The sequence below is a fragment of the Novosphingobium pokkalii genome (assembly GCF_014652855.1).
GTDB lineage: Bacteria > Pseudomonadota > Alphaproteobacteria > Sphingomonadales > Sphingomonadaceae > Novosphingobium > Novosphingobium pokkalii.
Genome location: NZ_BMZP01000014.1, coordinates 53,678 through 70,269 on the forward strand (window position 1 = coordinate 53,678; position 16,592 = coordinate 70,269).

General features: G+C 65.0%; 13 protein-coding genes. 7 read left to right on the plus strand and 6 right to left on the minus strand.

Features of this window, described 5'->3' with window-relative positions:
- Positions 1 to 11: 11 nt before the first annotated feature.
- The 5 genes from IE191_RS14485 to IE191_RS14505 all read left to right on the plus strand — a co-directional run bounded on the left by IE191_RS14485 (position 12) and on the right by IE191_RS14505 (position 3,776).
- Entirely contained in the window at positions 12 to 2,138 is a 2,127-nt protein-coding gene (locus IE191_RS14485; RefSeq protein WP_191325093.1) for a glycosyl hydrolase family 28-related protein, read from the plus strand.
- A gap of 38 nt (positions 2,139 to 2,176) precedes the next feature.
- Positions 2,177 to 2,638 (plus strand): transglutaminase-like domain-containing protein, encoded by a 462-nt coding sequence (locus IE191_RS14490; protein WP_191325094.1) that lies wholly within the window; start codon positions 2,177 to 2,179, stop codon positions 2,636 to 2,638.
- Positions 2,635 to 2,865 carry a hypothetical protein gene (locus tag IE191_RS14495; RefSeq protein ID WP_191325095.1) on the plus strand — a complete coding sequence of 77 codons (231 nt, stop codon included), beginning with the start codon at positions 2,635 to 2,637 and terminating at the stop codon, positions 2,863 to 2,865. Before IE191_RS14490 ends, IE191_RS14495 begins: the two co-directional genes overlap by 4 nt.
- A gap of 126 nt (positions 2,866 to 2,991) precedes the next feature.
- Entirely contained in the window at positions 2,992 to 3,252 is a 261-nt protein-coding gene (locus IE191_RS14500) for a Pam3-gp28 family putative phage holin (RefSeq protein ID WP_191325096.1), read from the plus strand.
- Entirely contained in the window at positions 3,249 to 3,776 is a 528-nt protein-coding gene (locus IE191_RS14505) for a hypothetical protein (RefSeq protein ID WP_191325097.1), read from the plus strand. The genes IE191_RS14500 and IE191_RS14505 overlap by 4 nt, the downstream gene beginning before the upstream one ends.
- Here IE191_RS14505 and IE191_RS14510 read toward each other — a convergent pair whose 3' ends face one another.
- Complete coding sequence (locus tag IE191_RS14510; protein ID WP_191325098.1) at positions 3,777 to 4,205, minus strand: VOC family protein; 429 nt, start codon at positions 4,203 to 4,205, stop codon at positions 3,777 to 3,779.
- A gap of 182 nt (positions 4,206 to 4,387) precedes the next feature.
- Between IE191_RS14510 and mtgA the strand changes: the two genes are divergently transcribed.
- On the plus strand, positions 4,388 to 5,086 hold the full coding sequence (gene mtgA, locus IE191_RS14515) for a monofunctional biosynthetic peptidoglycan transglycosylase (protein ID WP_373299300.1): 699 nt from the start codon (positions 4,388 to 4,390) through the stop codon (positions 5,084 to 5,086).
- Positions 5,087 to 5,492: 406 nt separating this feature from the next.
- Here the strand turns inward: mtgA and IE191_RS14525 are convergent, their stop codons facing one another.
- Positions 5,493 to 8,165: a TonB-dependent receptor gene (locus tag IE191_RS14525; RefSeq protein ID WP_191325100.1), complete on the minus strand. Its 2,673-nt coding sequence runs from the start codon at positions 8,163 to 8,165 to the stop codon at positions 5,493 to 5,495.
- 381 nt (positions 8,166 to 8,546) lie between these two features.
- A complete protein-coding gene (locus IE191_RS14530; RefSeq protein WP_191325101.1) occupies positions 8,547 to 9,362 on the minus strand; it encodes a metallophosphoesterase family protein in 816 nt (271 codons plus the stop codon).
- Between the two features lie 250 nt (positions 9,363 to 9,612).
- On the opposite strand from IE191_RS14530, the gene IE191_RS14535 reads away from it, so the two are divergent.
- Entirely contained in the window at positions 9,613 to 10,407 is a 795-nt protein-coding gene (locus IE191_RS14535) for a TorF family putative porin (protein ID WP_191325102.1), read from the plus strand.
- A 91-nt stretch (positions 10,408 to 10,498) separates the two neighbouring features.
- Here IE191_RS14535 and IE191_RS14540 read toward each other — a convergent pair whose 3' ends face one another.
- Genes IE191_RS14540 through IE191_RS14550 form a run of 3 tightly spaced genes read right to left on the minus strand, consistent with a single transcriptional unit; the run spans position 10,499 to position 16,454 of the window.
- Complete coding sequence (locus IE191_RS14540) at positions 10,499 to 12,034, minus strand: efflux transporter outer membrane subunit (RefSeq protein ID WP_229815411.1); 1,536 nt, start codon at positions 12,032 to 12,034, stop codon at positions 10,499 to 10,501.
- Complete coding sequence (locus IE191_RS14545) at positions 12,031 to 15,216, minus strand: efflux RND transporter permease subunit (protein WP_191325103.1); 3,186 nt, start codon at positions 15,214 to 15,216, stop codon at positions 12,031 to 12,033. The genes IE191_RS14540 and IE191_RS14545 overlap by 4 nt, the downstream gene beginning before the upstream one ends.
- Positions 15,216 to 16,454, minus strand: a complete 1,239-nt coding sequence (locus IE191_RS14550) for an efflux RND transporter periplasmic adaptor subunit (RefSeq protein ID WP_191325104.1) — start codon at positions 16,452 to 16,454, stop codon at positions 15,216 to 15,218. The genes IE191_RS14545 and IE191_RS14550 overlap by 1 nt, the downstream gene beginning before the upstream one ends.
- Positions 16,455 to 16,592: the final 138 nt, after the last annotated feature.

Sequence of the window (16,592 nt, forward strand, 5' to 3'; positions counted from 1 at the left end):
TACCCAACTTCATGGCCGTTTCCACTACCAACGCCTATGACGGGCCGTTCAGCGCCAATGGCGTCACGCAATCCTTCCCGTTCACCTTCACCGCGCAGAGCGCCGGCGACGTGGCCGTGCTGCTCGACAATCAGCCGATCACCACGGGCTATAGCGTCGAGCTTTACGAAGGCGGCGGCGGCACGGTGACGTTTGCCGTGGCCCCTGGGCCGGGCAACCTGGTGGTATGGCTCGATCCCGATTTCACGCAGACCACGGCGTTCGAAAACGGATCGGCGTGGCTGGCCGCGCCGGTCAACCTGGCCAACGATCGCGCTGCCCTGCGCGACCAGGCGCTGTCGCGTGACCTCAAGCGCTGCATGCGCATCCCGCTGGGCGAAAATGCCGGCACGCTGCCCGCCGCGGCCAAGCGCAAGGGCAAGTATTTCGCCTTTTCCCCGATCGATGGCACGGCCGTTCTGGCCGACGCGGTGAGCACCGACGCATTGCTGCGGGCCGATATCGCCAGCACCGACACCAACAAGGGAGCAACCCTGGTGGGCATGCCCGGCGGCGGAACCTTGCAGGACGTGATCGTGCCGCTCACCACGCGCAGCGCACTGGCCAGCCGCAGCAACCGCGCGACCATGGCCTATCTCCTCGAAACCGGGCGACAGGGCTATTTCTACTGGTCCTCGACCAACCTTGCCACCGCGGTTGCCGCCGATCCCGCGCAGGCGTTCTACGTGCCGCCCAGCACCGACGGCACTGGCGCGAGCGGGGCCTGGGTGCGGGCCGCCACCCAGCCGGGCGTGGCCAATATCACGTGGTTTGGTGCCAAGGGCACCGGCGCCGACGATACGGCCGCGCTCCAGGCTGCTTTCCAGTGGCTGAACGCGGCGCAGGGCCGCACGCTGCACGTGCCGGTGGGCACATTTGCGTTCAGCACCGACTTGCGCGTCCTGCAATACGGTGCGCGCATCCAAGGCGTTGGTGGTGGTCTGTGCCGACTGATGGGCACCAGCAATGCCCGTATCATCCTGGGCCAAGCCGTTGTTGGCCCGGCCGATGCCAACGGCCTGATCTCCAAGCTGGGCACCAAAGTGCAGGACTGCACACTGACCGGCCTGTCGATCCAGCCGGCCAGCAACCACGCCGGTGAATGCGTGCTGCTCGACTATGCCGATAACACCTTGATCGAATTGTGCACCATCGGCCCGTTCGGCAACGATGGCAGCGCCGTCACGATCGGCGTCAAGACCAACTGGGTGCAGTGGGTCTATATCGACAAGAACCAGATCAACGTGAACGGCGCGTGCATCTGGCTCCGGCGCCCGACCACCCAGATCGAGAACGAAGACCATTTCCACATCACCCGCAACCAGCTTTACAACGGCAAGGTTCCGCCCGCCAACGGCTTTACCCCTGCCAATGTGGTGATCGAGGGCGATCCTTCCTGCGGTTATGCCATCTGGGAGTTCGAGCTGCGCGGCAACCATATCGGCAAGTTCATGAGCGGCTCCAACGCCGCGACAACCATGACCGGCGGACTGCGCCTGGTCGGCACCGATACGAGCGGCGATTTCCGCGCGTTTCACAGCGCCACGATCCGCGACAATTTCTTCGAATATGTCAATTATCCGATCGATTTCAAACGCGGCCTGTCCGGCGCCTATGACACCAGCTCGATCGACTTCTCGGGCAATACGGTGCTCTCTGCCACGTTGGTGCTGAACGGCACCAGCACCAACAAGAACTCCGCCTCGCTGGAAGCCAACTATTACCTCCAATGCACCACGCTGGTGGATGGATTCCGGTGCTTCTTCAACGGATACAACCGCTGGAGCTCGGTCCAGACGCTATCGGTCCAGCCGCTCAGCAGCCATCGCTTTGCCCACAAGCAGGCCACGGGCGGATCGGTGCCGGGCGTCTACATGGAAGCGCGCGGGACGGCGACGGCCACGGCCGGGACCACTTATCTCGACATCACCCACAATCTTTCGGCCACGCCCACCGATTGCAACGCCATGCCGACCAGCTCCGGTTGGACGCCGGGTTTCTGGATCAGCAACATCGGCCCGACCACGTTCCGCGTCAATTTCACCGATCCCGGCGCATCGAAGACGTTCCGCTGGACCGCCAGCGTGGCCGACGCCTGACCCTTCCGGTTTGCCCTGTCATTGGAGGAATGCTGCCCATGATCATCGAAAATCCCGGCTTGATGCCGGCCATGGTCGCCACCCTTGCCAGCGTGCGTGCCGATCCGGCCTGCACCGACGCCAACACTGGTCTTTACGTGCGCAAGCACCTGGCGGTGGAAGGCCAGGACCTGACCGTGGCCGAACTTCTGCCGCCCGACCAGATCGACTGGACCGGGCACGCCGTGGACGCAATGCGTCGGGCGCTGGTGGCGGCCGGCTATGGCCCGCAAGGCCTGCTGATCGCGCTGGCTGCGCTGCCCGACGGCAGCCACCATCCGGTTCTCACGGCTGACGTCTCGACGCCCGCGGCCGCCGTTACGTATGTGCTCGACACGCGCAGCGCGGCCGTGTTGCTCTGGGAAGACCTGCCCGCCATCCAGTATCGCGAATGCGCTGATGGCCAGAGCTGGGCGCTGGTCAATCCCATGCCTGCCGACACCTCAACCGGTGCCGCATGACCGCGGCAGAAGATCTGCACCGCGACATCGGACGCATGGAAGGACGGCTCGATGCCATGGAAGACAGCCTCGACCGCATGGCCGCCACACTGGAACGGATCGATGCCAGACTGGCCAAGATCGAAACACGCGAAAGCGCCAGGCGGGGCGCCTTCGCGGCACTGACCGCGCTGGCCAGCACACTGTCCGCTCTCGTCGCCTGGGCCGTAAGCGCCTTTTCCCGCTGACGGCCAGAGTCGCTCGAGCCGCACACGCTCGATCCGGCCCGGCCGATACCAAAACCCATCGCATCCCCGGCGGCCGCCAGAACATCGACCGCCGCCGGCTGGTGCCCCTGCCAAGGGACTGCTGCCATGACCAATCAGCCTCCGCTTGAAATCGACGCTTCACCACGCCCGTACCAGGTGTCCGTGCTGATCCGCCAAGTGCTGCCACCGCTGGTGGCGTTTGCCGTCGGGCGCGGCTGGCTGGCCAACGACAGCGCCACGCTGGTGGCAGCGCTGGCGGCGATCGCCGTGCCGATCCTGGATGGCCAACGGATCAGCCTGCGCCGGAGCCGCGCCTTGATCCGCCTGGGGGCGATCGTGCCTGACGACGTGGCAGTGGTGCGATGAGCGCTGGCCTGTGGCTGCCGCTGCTGCGTCGCGCGGCACCCTGGCTTGTTCCCTGGCTGCTGGTCGCGCTGCTGGCCCTGGCCTGCCGCCACTATGCTGCCGTGGCCACCACGCGCGCGCAACAACTGGCCAGCCAGGACAGCGCCTTTCGCGCCGCACAAGCCCAGGCGCAGGTCGCTGCCGGCGCGGCGCGGGCGCGGCAGGAGGAACACTATCGCCAACAGGCCCAGGCCCAGGAGATTCGCCATGATCAGGAACTGCAAACGGCCCGCGCTGCCGCTGCTCGCTATGCTGCTGCTCATCGCGTGCAGCCCGCGCCCCTTGCAGGTGCAGCCGGCCCTGCCCACGCCGCCGCCGAAGATCACGCCGCCGGCGTTCGCGAAGACCTGCCCGCCGCTGGTGTCGTGGTATCCCAGGACGACGTGCAGGCCTGCACCGAAGTGACGGCCTATGCCCTCTCCCTGCGCGAATGGGCGCTGGGCATCGGCACGTCCGTCACGGCGCCGATGCCAGGCCAGCGATGATTACCAGGTGCCGGTGTTGGGCATGCTGGCCCAGGGCTCTGCCGGTTCGAGACGGCCATCCTGGAGCAGTTCGATCGAGATGCCGTCCGGCGTCTTCACAAACGCCATGTGCCCGTCGCGCGGGGGGCGATTGATCGTGATGCCGGCATCCATCAGCGTCTGGCACGTGGCGTAGATATCGTCCACCTGGAACGCCAGGTGCCCGAAATTGCGCCCGCCAGCATACGTTTCGGCGCGGCCATCGGGATCGGGCCAGTTGTAGGTCAGCTCCACTTCATAATCCTGGCCCGGCGCGGCCAGGTAGATCAGCGTGAAACGCCCCTGCTCGCTGGAAAAGCGCCGGGTTTCCTGCACGCCCAGCAGATTGAAGAAGGCAATCGTGGCCTCAGGGTCGGTCACGCGGATCATGGTGTGGAGAAACTTGGTCATCGTAGGTAGGCTCTGCTCCAGTTGAGCGGTCAAGATAAGCCCGCCCTTCCGGGATTGCACCCCCCTGCCCCATGCATACCCTTCGGCCCAAGGCTCTCGCATGCAGCTTGCCCCCGGACTGCCACATTGCATTGATTGCCGTTTCGCGGCGCGGCATAAGGCGCGCCATGTTCAAGCACCTGATGCCCTCCCGCCCCACCCAGGAACGCTCGCTGGCTTGGCGCATGGGGTGGTGGCTGGGCCGCGCGATCGTGCTGTTCCTGGTCGGCAGCGTGCTGTGGGTGCTGATCTACAAGTGGGTGCCGGTGCCGATCACCGCCACGATGCTGATGGACGGCAATGGCGTGACCAAGGACTGGACGCCGCTGACCCGCATCGACCGCAGCATGGTGGATGCCGCTATCGCCGGCGAGGATTCGCGGTTCTGCACCCATCGCGGGTTTGACCAGGCGGCGATGCTCCAGGCGTTCGAGCGCAACCAGCAGGGCGGGCGCATCCGCGGTGGCTCCACGATCAGCCAGCAAACCGCCAAGAACGTGTTCCTGTGGCAGGGTGGCGGCTATTTCCGCAAGGGTCTTGAGGCCTGGTTCACCGTGCTGATCGAGCAGATCTGGGGCAAGCGACGGATCATGGAAGTCTATCTCAACGTCGCGGAAACCGGCATCGGCACCTATGGGGTGGAGGCCGGGGCCCAGCGCTATTACAACAAGGGCGCGCTGCACCTGTCGCAGATCGAGGCAGCCCGGATCGCCGCCGCGTTTCCCCAGCCCAAGGTGCGCGAAGTGACCGGCGCCAGTGGCTTCGTGCGCCGCCACGGCAATGCCATCGCGGCCCGCTCCGCCGTGGTGCGCGGGCAGTACGACACCTGCGTCTACCAGTAACGCCAAGGGGCAAGACGCCAAAGAGGGGCAAGACGCGAAAGGGCCGCCTCCCTGCATGGGAAGCGACCCCCTCCAGCGTGTAAGCCGAGCCGCCGGATATCGCATCGTGGCAGGCAGGGCTTGCCCCCTTCTTGCCGCATGATCACGCAATCGAACGCAGTGACGACCGAAACGGGCGTCGGATCAATTCTGCTGCGAGGCACAACGATCGATTCCCGGATTCGTTCCGCTCGCGATTTTTTGCTTGGTCACCATGACGCAATCACCGTCCTTCCGGATAGTGCAGTGCAGCACGGCTGACCGCAACATGCGCCCGGCCCGACGCAGCAATAAGGCACTATGCAAAAAACCCGCCGCCACCCATGGGGTGACGACGGGCCTTTGTGCTTGGGCTGGTCCCGAAGGATCAGAAGCCGAAGCTGATCGAACCCATGATCGTGCGCGGCGGGCTGATCTGGGCATAAGTGATCGGCGAGAGAGTCGTCGACTGGCTGTTCAGCGTGCCGCTGAAGCCACCGACGTAGGTTTCGTCGAACACGTTGATCACGTTCAGTTGCAGGAACGTGCGATTGTTGAAGATGGGGCTGACCTTGTCCAGGCTCAGCTTCGCATCCAGGTCGACCTGGGTATAAGCCGGGGCCTTTGCCGGGAAGATTTCCTGGCGAGTGTTGTTGCCTGTGTTCACGTAGAACGGCAGGTTCTGGTCGTTGACATAGCGCGGACCGGTACGCTTGGCCTGCACGCCCAGCGACACGGGGCCGACGGTGCCGTCGATGCGGCCACCGAAGGTATAGACCGGAGCGCCGGATTCACGCTTGCCGGCGGTCTGGTAGTAAGCCGTGCCAGAGGAGGAGAGCACGCCGCCCGTGTTGATGAGGGGGCAACCATACATGCCCAACTGGGCATTTTGCAGCGAGCAGTCACCCGCTTCCACGTTGTCGCGAATCTTGGAGTGCAGGTACGAACCATAGAGATAGATCGCCAGGTCGCGTACCGGGGAGTACGAGAGCGAGCCATCGATGCCGTACTTGTCCACGCGGCCCAGGTTCCGGTAGATCGTGGTGTTCAGGTCACGATCGAAGGTGGAAGCCAGGCGGTTCTGGTAGATCGTGTACCAGGTCGAAACCTGGGCCATGAGCTTGCCCGAACGATAGCGCACGCCAAGGTCGAAGTTGTCGGTCGATTCCGGGTTGGGCGTAGCGGCAGAGCTGCCCCTGGGGAAGTAGAACGAGTTGTAGAGGTTGTCGGTGCCCGGCACCTGCAAGCCCTTCGAATAGTTGGCGAAGATACCCACATTCGAATTCACCGCAAAAGTCGCGCCCACGCTCGGCAAAGCCTTGCTGTAGGTGAAAATGCGCTGCTGCGGTGCAACCCAGTTCGTGGGCGTCAGCACCTTCGTGCCAACCTTTTCGATCGGCAGGTTCGTGTCGGGATCAATCAAATAGGTGCTAGCCGCCGCGAACGCGGCATTCGCCGCATCGCTGCCGAAGCAAGCATAACCGCCAGACCTGTTGGTGAAGCAGTACTGGTTGAGGTTGCGCTTGAAGAACGGCACACGCACGCCGGCGTTGATCGTGAGGCCGCCGAACTTGCCACGGTACTCACCCGAAACCTGGTGCAGGATGGCATAGGACAGGCGATTGCGGCGCTGCATCACGTTGCCGTTCACGTCCGTGATCGGATCGTTGACCGGGAAGTAGGTGCCGGCCGTGCCGTTGGTGTTGTAAGTGCCGAATTCGGCCGTCTGGCGGTGACGGCCACGGTCATACGAATAGGCCAGGCGGATGGTCTGGTCGGGATTGATGTCATATCGCAGCGAGGCGATCAGGCCAAGACGGATGGTCTTGGTCTGGCTCGGCGCGATCAGGCGCACGGTGTCCAGCTTGTCGCCGTCGCCGTTCAGATCCTTGCCGAAGTAATAGTTGGAGCCATCATAACCGGTCAGGCCCGACACGCCATTGATCGTGGTGGTCTTTTCGCTGGCCGTATAGCCCAGGGTGCCGCCATTGGCGCTGGTCCACTGGATCGACGGATCGACCGTCAGCACCAGCCCGTCGGCCAGGGTAAAGCGCGAGGAAATGCGGATGTTGGCCGTGTCGGACGGATTGATGCGATAATCGTAGTCAGATCCGCAGGCGCCCGTTGAAGGCGCCACGTCAGCCGCGCCGGCCACAGGGGCTGCAAAAGTGCAGCGGGCGGTCTGGTAGAAGCGATCGTCGCCCGAAACCGGGTAACGGTTACCCGAACCAGTGCCGACCACGCGCGTGCCGGTGTTCTCGATCCACATCGGGACCGAGCCGAACGCGTTGTTGCGGTTGCGGTTATAGTGGCCGGCGATCGAGATGAAGTCACCGTTGCTGCCCAGCGGTTGGTACAGCTTGGCGTTGTACTGCTGCTTCTGGATCTTGCCGATGCCGCCATAGATCGTGTCGTTGCGCGAATTCGACGCCGTTACATAGGCGCGCAGGCCACCGGCGGTGAGATTGCCGGTATCGACTTCGCCGAAAATGCGCATGTAGCCGTATTCGCCGGCCGAACCGATCATCCGCGCGTGGAAATCCTCGGTGGGATTGCGCGAGCGATAGTTCACCGTCGAACCCGAAGCCGCCGCGGTGGGCGAGTCGACATCGGTGGTGCCCAGGTTCACGTTGACCTGGTCGATGACTTCGGGATCGAGCTGCTGGTTCGAATAGATCGCATAGCCGCCGGTGTCGTTCAACGGGATACCGTCAAAGGTCTGCGAAATGCGGGTGTTGTCGAAGCCGCGAATATAGAGCACGCCGCCCGACGAACCGAACGGATCGTTGTTCTGGAAGCTGACGCCCGGAACGAGGTTGATGATGTCGTTGATCGACTGGCCGGGAGCCTGGTGCGCGATGATCGTCTGGTCGAGAACCTGCTTGGCCTTGGGCGTGTCAGGAAGCTGGACGCCGTTGACCGACTTGGTGGTGCGACCGCTGACGACGATGGTCTGCTGTTCGAAATCGACCGAGCCAGTGGACTGGGCCAGAGCGGGCGTGCTGGCCAGGGCCATGCCCAGCGCCAGCAGAGAGCCGGCGGTAAGGTGCGAGCGGTGCATTGGTGTCCCCGTTGCGTGTTTGCGTCACCGCAACGCAGCGACGCGAGATGGTCCGTTCCCTCGCCGCCGCCGGACAGCCTGACGCAGAAGCGAGAGGCCGACGCATAAGCGAGAGGCCGGCGCTCATTTCCACACACCGGCAGGCTTCCCTGACCGGTTTCTTGTGACACGAAAATGACAAAATTTCTGCAATCTTTACTTGATTTGGGTGAATGCGACAAAATGCTTCCAGCGCCGGCCAGAAAGCTTGCCGATCATTTCAAGTGAAAGCAGTCACACGCAACGATGCTGCAAATTGTGGCGCCTTCGCAACAACAGCAAAGATTTTGAGCATGTGCGGAACATTCCGGCACACAGCCCGAAGCGCGCTGCGGTGTTCCGTCAGGCTTCGCTCGCCGCCACCGAATCGTCCTGCGCCACGAGCAACCAGCGCTCGGCTCCTTCCAGGCCCACGGCAGTCAGGCGGCCCGACGCATAGGCTCCGGTATCGATGCCCAGGCGCAAGGGGGAAAGCTCAGGCTCGTCGACGATGGTGTGGCCATGCACCACGGCGAAATCGCGCGGGCTGCGATCGGCAATGAACTCGCCGCGAATCCAGCGCATGTCGCCCGGCACCTGCTCGTCCAGCGGCACGCCGGGACGAATGCCGGCATGGACGAAGACATAGTCCCCGATTCGCACCTGGTCTTCCAAACTGCGCAGGAAAACGAGGTCATCTTGCGGCACGAAACCGGGCATGGCCGCGCGCAGTTCCTCCAGCGTCATCCGCGCATAGTCATCGGGATCGATGGGATAGCTCAGCAGCGTCTCGCGCCCGCCGTGGCGCAGGAAATGGCGCAGCGTCTCGTCACGCTCGAACGCGCCAAGGAACATTTCCTCGTGATTGCCGGCCAGGATGCGCACGCGCCGCCGCTGCATCCAGGCACGAGCCGCGGCGATCACACCGGCGCTGTCCGGCCCCCGATCGATCAGGTCGCCCAGCAGGATCACGGTGGTCTGTGCCGGCGCCTGGGCGGGGCATTCGCTGTTGCGAGCGGCATCGTCCGCTTCGATCAGCGCAATCATCTGCTCGAACAGGTCGAGCCGCCCATGGATATCGCCCACCGCATAGACGCGCTGCCCCGGCGGTACCAGCGTGGGTGGGGCAGCCGGCTCTGTCCGGCCACCGGAAACAAGGGACTTGAGCAACTTCAGCATGCACCGGCCGTGACTTTTTCCAAACCGATATATGGGCGCAGTTGCGCGCGAGACAAGCGTCAGAAACACTATGATGCACAAAAGACACATTCCAGAACGAGAATGCCACGGCTCGCGGAATGATCTTGTGCAACGCAGCAGGCCCCGGCATCCAGACAAGCGCAAGTCGTCAACCGGTCCACGCAAGAAAGAGGCTGGGGCGATTTGTGCAGGCGGGGCGACGCGTCAAGACAAAACAAAGAGGTATTTCATGCGTACGTCCATCAAGTCGCGCGTGGCCAAGGCTGCCACGGCGCTCAGCCTTGTCGTCGCTGCTGGCTATGCTGTGCCCGCGATGGCCGACGAGACCGCGCCCCCCAGCGATTTCAAGGTGACCGGTTCGGCCGGCGTGATCAGCCAGTACCGGTTCCGCGGCATTTCCCAGTCGAACAACCTGCCCGCCGTCCAGGCTGCCCTCACCGTTTCGCACAGCTCGGGCTTCTATGTCTCGACCTGGGGTTCGAGCGCGTCGGCCAGCCCGGCAGTCAACATCGGCGGCACCGAAATCGACGTCTACGGCGGTTTCACCCACGGCATCGCCAACAGCGGCGTGACGTTCGACGTCGGTCTCTATGGCTACATCTATCCCGGCGCCCCGGGCCTGAACTTCTACGAAGTCTACGGCTCGCTGTCGAAGACGCTCGGCCCGGTCAACGCCAAGGCCGGCATCAACTTCGCCCCGCACCAGAAGAACCTGGATGTCTATGCGACCCGCACCGACACCTATGTCTATGGTGAACTGTCGGGCGCTATCCCCAACACGCCGTTCACGATCCACACCCACCTGGGCCACACCGGCGGCGCGTTCAACTATACCAAGGAATACATCGACTACACCGCCGGTGTCAGCACCACCTGGAAGAACCTGACGCTCGATTTCTCGGTGGTCGGCACCAACGTGAGCCGTTCCGACGCTGCGGCCAATCCCTTTGCCGGGGTTTCGGGCGAGCAGATGTATCGCGCCGGCAAGACCGTGGGCGTTGTCTCGCTGATGGCGACGTTCTGATCGATCAATGTTTTGCAGGCGTCCGTCGGCATGACGGACGAGGGCAACAGGGGGAAAGCCCGCGTCGCACCAGCGACGCGGGCTTTTTCCTTTACGGCTTCGGCGTGGCCGGCTGAGCCGCACCTTGTGGCGCCTGCAACCCGCCACCCAGGGCCACGTAGAGCCCCACGGTATCCGACAGGCGCGCTGCCTTGGCTGCCACGTATTGCGCCCGCGCGGTCTGAGCTACGGCGCTGGCGTTGAGCACTTGCAGCGTGCCAACCCCGCCCAGTTGCAACTGCCGTTTGACAAAGCCGAAGCTGGCCGAGGCCGCCGCATCGCCGCGCTCGGCGATCGACAGCGCCGTGGCATCGGCCGAAAGCGCGGTCAGCGCATTGCTGACATCGGCAAAGGCTTGAAGCGCCGTGCCGCGATAGCCTGCCTTGGCGGCGTCGAGCGCATGCTCGGCCGCCTGCTGCTGCCGCTTGAGCGATCCACCGTGGAAGATTGGTGCGGCAAGGCCACCCAGCAATTGCCAGAACGGGTTGCCATCGGCGAACATGCGGCCGAAATCCTCGGCCGTGCCGCCGGCCGTGGCCGATAGGGTCAGTTGCGGCAGCCGCGCGGCCATCGCCACTTTCACGTCGGCGGCCGCGCCTTCCAGCGTGGCCGCAGCCGCAGCCACGTCGGGCCGTGTCTTGAGCAAGTCCGCCGGCAAGGCCATCGGCAGGTCGGCGGGCAAGGTCAGGTCTTCCAGCGCCGGCAAGGCGCCGCCCGAATCGAACACCGGCATGCCCGGCGCCTTGCCGATCAGGATCGAGAGCGCCGCCTGGTTGGCCGCGCTGGCGCGCACCAGCGGCGGCAGCGTGCCTTCGACCGCAGCCAGCGCGGCTTCCTGTGCAGCCACGTCAGACCGCCCCACGGCGCCCAGCTTCTCGCGCTGGCGCAGCAGGTCCAGCACCTGGCGGTTGCTGGCGATGGCATCGCTGTTGGCGGCGATCTCGGCATCGAGCGCGGCATTCTGGATCACGGCCAGCACCACGTTGGCCGCCACCATCGAGCGCATCGCCTCGGCTTGCGCAGCGGCCACGGCAGCCGCTGCCTTGGCCGAGCGCACTCGCGCCGCGCCTCCGCCGAACAGATCGGGGGAGTAGCTGACGCTCACTTGCGCGGTGTGCAGCGAGAACACCTGCGGATCGGGATTGGCCAGCGGGGTGGACAAGCTGCGCGACAGGCGCTGCCGCTCGCTGGTCAGCCCGGCATCGAGTTGCGGCAGCAAGGCGCCGCGCGCCACGCCGACCAGGGCCTGCGCCTGGGCCAGCCGCGCCTTGGCCGCGATCAGATCGGCATTGGCAGTCAGCGCGCGGTCCACCAGGCTGTTGATCGCCGGGCTGCAGAACGCCAGCCACCAATCCTTGGCCACCGGCGTGCCGGGATGGACGGTCTGCGCCGTGCCATCGTCGGCGGCGATCGGCTGACCCAGCAGATTGCCGGGCGCGCTGCCCGCCGGGGTTGGCGGCATCGGCACCGCGACACTGTCGGTGATCGGCGGGGCCTTGGCCCTGGCAACCGGCGCCAGCGCGGTGGAGGCCAGCAGCACGCCGCCGGCAAGGGTGTGGAGCGAACGGCGCATCGGGAAACGGATCATGCCGGCTCTCCTTCATGCGGCATTGCGGTATCCCCAGCATCGCCGTCCGCACCGGCGCGCTTGCGCGGCCCGGCCACCCGGCTGGAGAAACGGTTGATAAGCAAAGGCAGGACCAGCAGGATCAGGACCGGGGCCAGCGTCATGCCGCCCACCACCACCAAGGCCAGGGGCTTTTGCACCTGGCTGCCGATGCCGGTGGCGACCGCCGCCGGTGCCAGGCCGATCGCCGCCACCAGGCAGGTCATCAACACCGGCCGCAGCGAATTCGTCGTGGCGTGGCGCAGCGCGTCGAGCCGCGCCATGCCTTCGTCCATCGCCTGGTTGAAGCTGGTCACCAGCAAGATGCCGTCCATCACCGCGATGCCGAACAGCGCGACAAAGCCGATCGCTGCCGAGATCGAGAAGGCCGTGCCGGTCAGCATCAGCCCCAGCACCCCGCCAACCACCGCCATCGGGATCACCGAGAAGGCAAGCAGCGTATCGCGCAGCGAACGGAAGTTGGCATAGAGCAGGCCGAGCATCAGCAGAAGGCTGAGCGGCACGACGATTTCCAGCCGCGCCACGGCATTCTTGAGGTTGCTCATCTCGCCCGCCCATTCCAGCGTATAGCCAGCCGGCAGCACCACGTTCTTGGCAATGCGGGCCTGCGCTTCTTCCACCGCGCTGCCCAGGTCGCGATCGCGCACCGAGAACTTGATCGGAATGTAGCGCTCCTGGTGCTCGCGATAGATGAAGCTCGCCCCCGTGGTCAGGCGGATATCCGCCAGTTCCGAGAGCGGCACCGAAATCGCCGTGCCATCGGGCGCGGTCGCCCCCACGGTGATCCGCTTGACCGCTTCAAGGCTGTCACGCTGGTCAGCCTGGAGGCGAACCATGATCGGGAAGTGGCGGTCGGTGTGCGGCTCATAGAGATCGCCCGGCGAAGTGCCACCGATCGCGGCCTGCACCGTCTGGTTGACGTCATCCACGCTCAGGCCATAGCGCGCGGCCTTTTCGCGATCGACGTCGATCCGCACGGTCGGCTGGCCCAGCGACTGGAAGATGCCCAAGTCGGTAATACCGCGCACCTTGGCCATCTGATCGCGGATCTGGCCCGCGATCTTTTCCAGCGTCACCAGGTCAGGCCCGAACAGCTTGACCGAGTTGGCGCCCTTCACGCCCGATGCGGCTTCCTCCACGTTGTCCTCGATGATCTGCGAGAACGAGAAATCCACCCCCGGATAGCGCGATTGCAGCTTGGCCGAGAGATCGGCCACCAGCTTTTCCTTGTCCATGCCCTTGGGCCATTCGTCGAACGGCTTCAACGGCACGAAGTATTCCACGTTGAAGAAGCCGGTCGCATCGGTGCCGTCGTCCGGGCGGCCGTGGGCGGAAAGCACCGCGGTCACTTCGGGATATTGCATGATGTCGCGGCGGATCGCGCGGGCCACCGGCTCACCCGCGTCGAGCGAGATCGCCGCCGGCAGCGAGGCGCGGATATACATGTTGCCTTCTTCCAGGTGCGGCAGGAACTCCACACCCAGCGAGCGTACGCCGATGAACGCGCCGATGACCATGGCCGCGCCCGCGCCGATCGCCAGCAACTGGTTGCGGAAGCAGAACGCGGCAACCGGTTCGTAGACGCGGCGAATGCGCGAGACGAGCCAGGTTTCCGCCTCGTCCAGCTTGTCGGGCAGCATCATCGCCGAAAGCACCGGCGCCACGGTGAACGTGGCGATCAGGCCGCCGATGATGGCATAGGCATAGGTCTTGGCCATCGGGCCGAAGATGTGGCCTTCCACGCCGGTCAGGGTGAACAGCGGCAGGAAGCTGGTGATGATGATCGCGGCGGCAAAGAAGATGCCACGGCTCACTTCGTTGCTGGCTGCCAGCACCGCGCCGATGCGGCTGGCAAAGGTATAGCGCCCGCCCTCGTGCGTTTCCACGTGATGGGATCGCTCGGCCATGTGCCGGAATATGTTCTCCACCATGATGACGGTGGCATCCACCACCAGGCCGAAGTCCAGCGCACCTACCGACAGCAGGTTGGCGCTTTCCCCCTGCACCGTCAGGATCAGCACGGCAAAGGCCAGTGCGAAGGGAATAGTCGCCGCCACGATCAGCGCGCTGCGCAGGTTGCCCAGGAACGCCCATTGCAGGAAGAAGATCAGCAGCACGCCCGCGACCAGGTTTTCCATCACCGTGCGGGTGGTCACGCCGATCAGGTCTGAACGGTCGTAGATGCGTTCCAGGTGGACGCCCGGAGGCAGCACGCCGGTGCTGTTGATCTTGTCGATCTCGGCCTTCACCGCCTGGATCGTCGGCATCGACTGCGCGCCACGGCGCATCAGCACGATGCCCTGCACGATGTCGTCATCGTTGTTGAGGCCGGCAATGCCATTTCGCGGCATATTGCCGATCTTCACCGTGGCCACGTCCCGCACCAGCACCGGCGCGGTGCCATCGCGGCCCACCGGGGTGGTTTCCAGCGCATCGACCGACTGGATCAGGCCGATGCCGCGCACGATCGCGCTCTGCGCACCAAAGTTGATGGTCTGCCCACCGACGTTGGCATTGGCCTTGCCCAGCGCAGAGATGACTTGCGCCACGGTCAGGTGGTGGGCCTGGAGCCGGTTGTTGTCGACCACCACGTCATAGCTGCGCAGCTTGCCGCCCCAGCCGGTCACGTCCACCACGCCGGGGATGGCGCGGAAGCGGCGTTGCAGCACCCAGTCCTGCAAGGTCTTGAGATCTTCGACCGAATAGCCCTTCGGCGCGGCGATGCGATAGCGATAGATTTCGCCCACGGGGCTCGTCGGCGAAATCGTCGGCACTGCGCCGCCGGGCAATTGCGGCAACTGCGCCAGGCGATTGATCACCTGCTGCTGCGCCTGCTCGTAATTAAAATCGTACGTGAACTGGATCTTCACGTCCGACAGGCCGAACAGCGAGATCGCGCGGATCGCCGTCATGTGCGGCAGGCCCGACATCTGCACTTCGATCGGGATCGTGATGTTGCGTTCCATCTCCTCGGCCGAAAGGCCCGAAGACTGCGTCACGATCTCGACCATCGGCGGAACCGGATCGGGATAGGCCTCGATGTTGAGGTTGTAGAAGGCAATCCCGCCCGCCACCAGCATGAGCACGAAGAAGGCCACGATGGTGAGGCGCTGCCCCAGCGCATAGCGTACGAGCTTGATCATCAGTCGAGACCTGCTTCGTTCACGAAGATGGCCCCTTGCGTCACCACCTTCTCACCGGGGTTGAGGCCCGAGATGATCGTCACCCGGCCATCGTGGCTTTCGCCGGTGACCACGTCGCGCGCCTTCACGCGGCCGTGACCCAGCCACACCCACACGCGGGCGCTGTCGCCTTCATGGATCACCGCTTCGGTGGGCAGGCTCAGCAGGCGCGGCGCGACCGGCGCCGGGTTCACTTCCTTTTCCGGCGTCTCGATGGTGAAGTTGGCAAACATCTGCGGCTTGAGTGCGCCATCAGGGTTGGGGATCGTGGCGCGCACCTGCAAGCGATGCGAGACCGGATCGATCTGCGCGCCCACGTTGTCGATCGTGGCGTCGAACGTGCGGCCGGGGAAGGCCGTGGCCGTGACCACCACCTTGTCACCCAGGTGCACGCGCGACGCGTCGCTTTCGGCCACTTGCGCCACCAGCCACACGCGCGAAAGGTCGGCGATCAGGAAGGCAGGCTGGCTGCCCGCCGCATTGGCACCACCGGCCACATACTGCCCCTGCGCGATCGAGCGGGTGACCACCACGCCACCGATCGGCGCGCGCAGCACGGCATCGCTGCCGCCGCCGTTGCCCGCGCCGAACACGCCCAGCTTGGCCCGGGCCGCCGTCACTGCCGCATCGGCAATGCCCAGTTGCGATTGCGCCGCCACCAGATCACTGCGCGCCTGTTGCAGGTCTTTCAGCGCGCCACCCGCGCTGCGATAGATTTCCTCGGCCCGCTGGGCATTCTCGCTGGCCACACGCACTTGCGCAGCGGCGCTGGTGCGTTGCGCCAGGGCAGCGGCCAGCGCGTTGCGCGCATCGGCAATGTCGGTGGTGTGCACCGACAGCAGCGGGCTGCCGGCCTTCACGCGGTCGCCGTTCTGCACGAAGACCTGCTGCACCTGGCCCGAATAGGGCAGGAACACCGGCGTGGAGCGCGTGTCATCGACCGCGATCTGGCCGCTCGCGCCGGTGCGGGCAAAGCCATCGTCCGCGCCGGCCGTCTCGATCTTGAGGCTGGCCACCTGGCTGTCCGTGAGTTGCACTTCGCCGGCCGGCAGCGGCGCCGGCACCGGTTCGGGCTGATGCATCCAGGAATGCAGGGCGCTGGCCCCGGTGGCCACCAGGGCCACGGCGGCCGCCGACAGGGCGAGCACCCTGATCTGCTTGGCGCGGGACATCTGCGGCACGGCGTGTTCGAAATTCATGGCGCGCGGTTCTTCTCTTCGGTCCGAAAGATGGCAACCTGTCTATCAACCGTTGCAGGCAAGAGACAGGCCGATGCTGCCCTCTGGCGTATGCCGCCTTTCCGCCCCCCTAGCGGCCGCGTTAAATTACCGTAATGC

Coding starts and splice junctions, on each gene's coding strand:
- IE191_RS14535 (WP_191325102.1), top strand. CDS start 9,613: ATGCGTACGTCCATCAAGTCGCGCGTGGCCAAGGCTGCCACGGCGCTC.
- IE191_RS14485 (WP_191325093.1), top strand. CDS start 12: ATGGCCGTTTCCACTACCAACGCCTATGACGGGCCGTTCAGCGCCAAT.
- IE191_RS14545 (WP_191325103.1), bottom strand. CDS start 15,216: ATGATCAAGCTCGTACGCTATGCGCTGGGGCAGCGCCTCACCATCGTG.
- IE191_RS14540 (WP_229815411.1), bottom strand. CDS start 12,034: ATGATCCGTTTCCCGATGCGCCGTTCGCTCCACACCCTTGCCGGCGGC.
- IE191_RS14490 (WP_191325094.1), top strand. CDS start 2,177: ATGATCATCGAAAATCCCGGCTTGATGCCGGCCATGGTCGCCACCCTT.
- IE191_RS14500 (WP_191325096.1), top strand. CDS start 2,992: ATGACCAATCAGCCTCCGCTTGAAATCGACGCTTCACCACGCCCGTAC.
- mtgA (WP_373299300.1), top strand. CDS start 4,388: ATGCCCTCCCGCCCCACCCAGGAACGCTCGCTGGCTTGGCGCATGGGG.
- IE191_RS14505 (WP_191325097.1), top strand. CDS start 3,249: ATGAGCGCTGGCCTGTGGCTGCCGCTGCTGCGTCGCGCGGCACCCTGG.
- IE191_RS14550 (WP_191325104.1), bottom strand. CDS start 16,454: ATGAATTTCGAACACGCCGTGCCGCAGATGTCCCGCGCCAAGCAGATC.
- IE191_RS14525 (WP_191325100.1), bottom strand. CDS start 8,165: ATGCACCGCTCGCACCTTACCGCCGGCTCTCTGCTGGCGCTGGGCATG.
- IE191_RS14510 (WP_191325098.1), bottom strand. CDS start 4,205: ATGACCAAGTTTCTCCACACCATGATCCGCGTGACCGACCCTGAGGCC.
- IE191_RS14530 (WP_191325101.1), bottom strand. CDS start 9,362: ATGCTGAAGTTGCTCAAGTCCCTTGTTTCCGGTGGCCGGACAGAGCCG.
- IE191_RS14495 (WP_191325095.1), top strand. CDS start 2,635: ATGACCGCGGCAGAAGATCTGCACCGCGACATCGGACGCATGGAAGGA.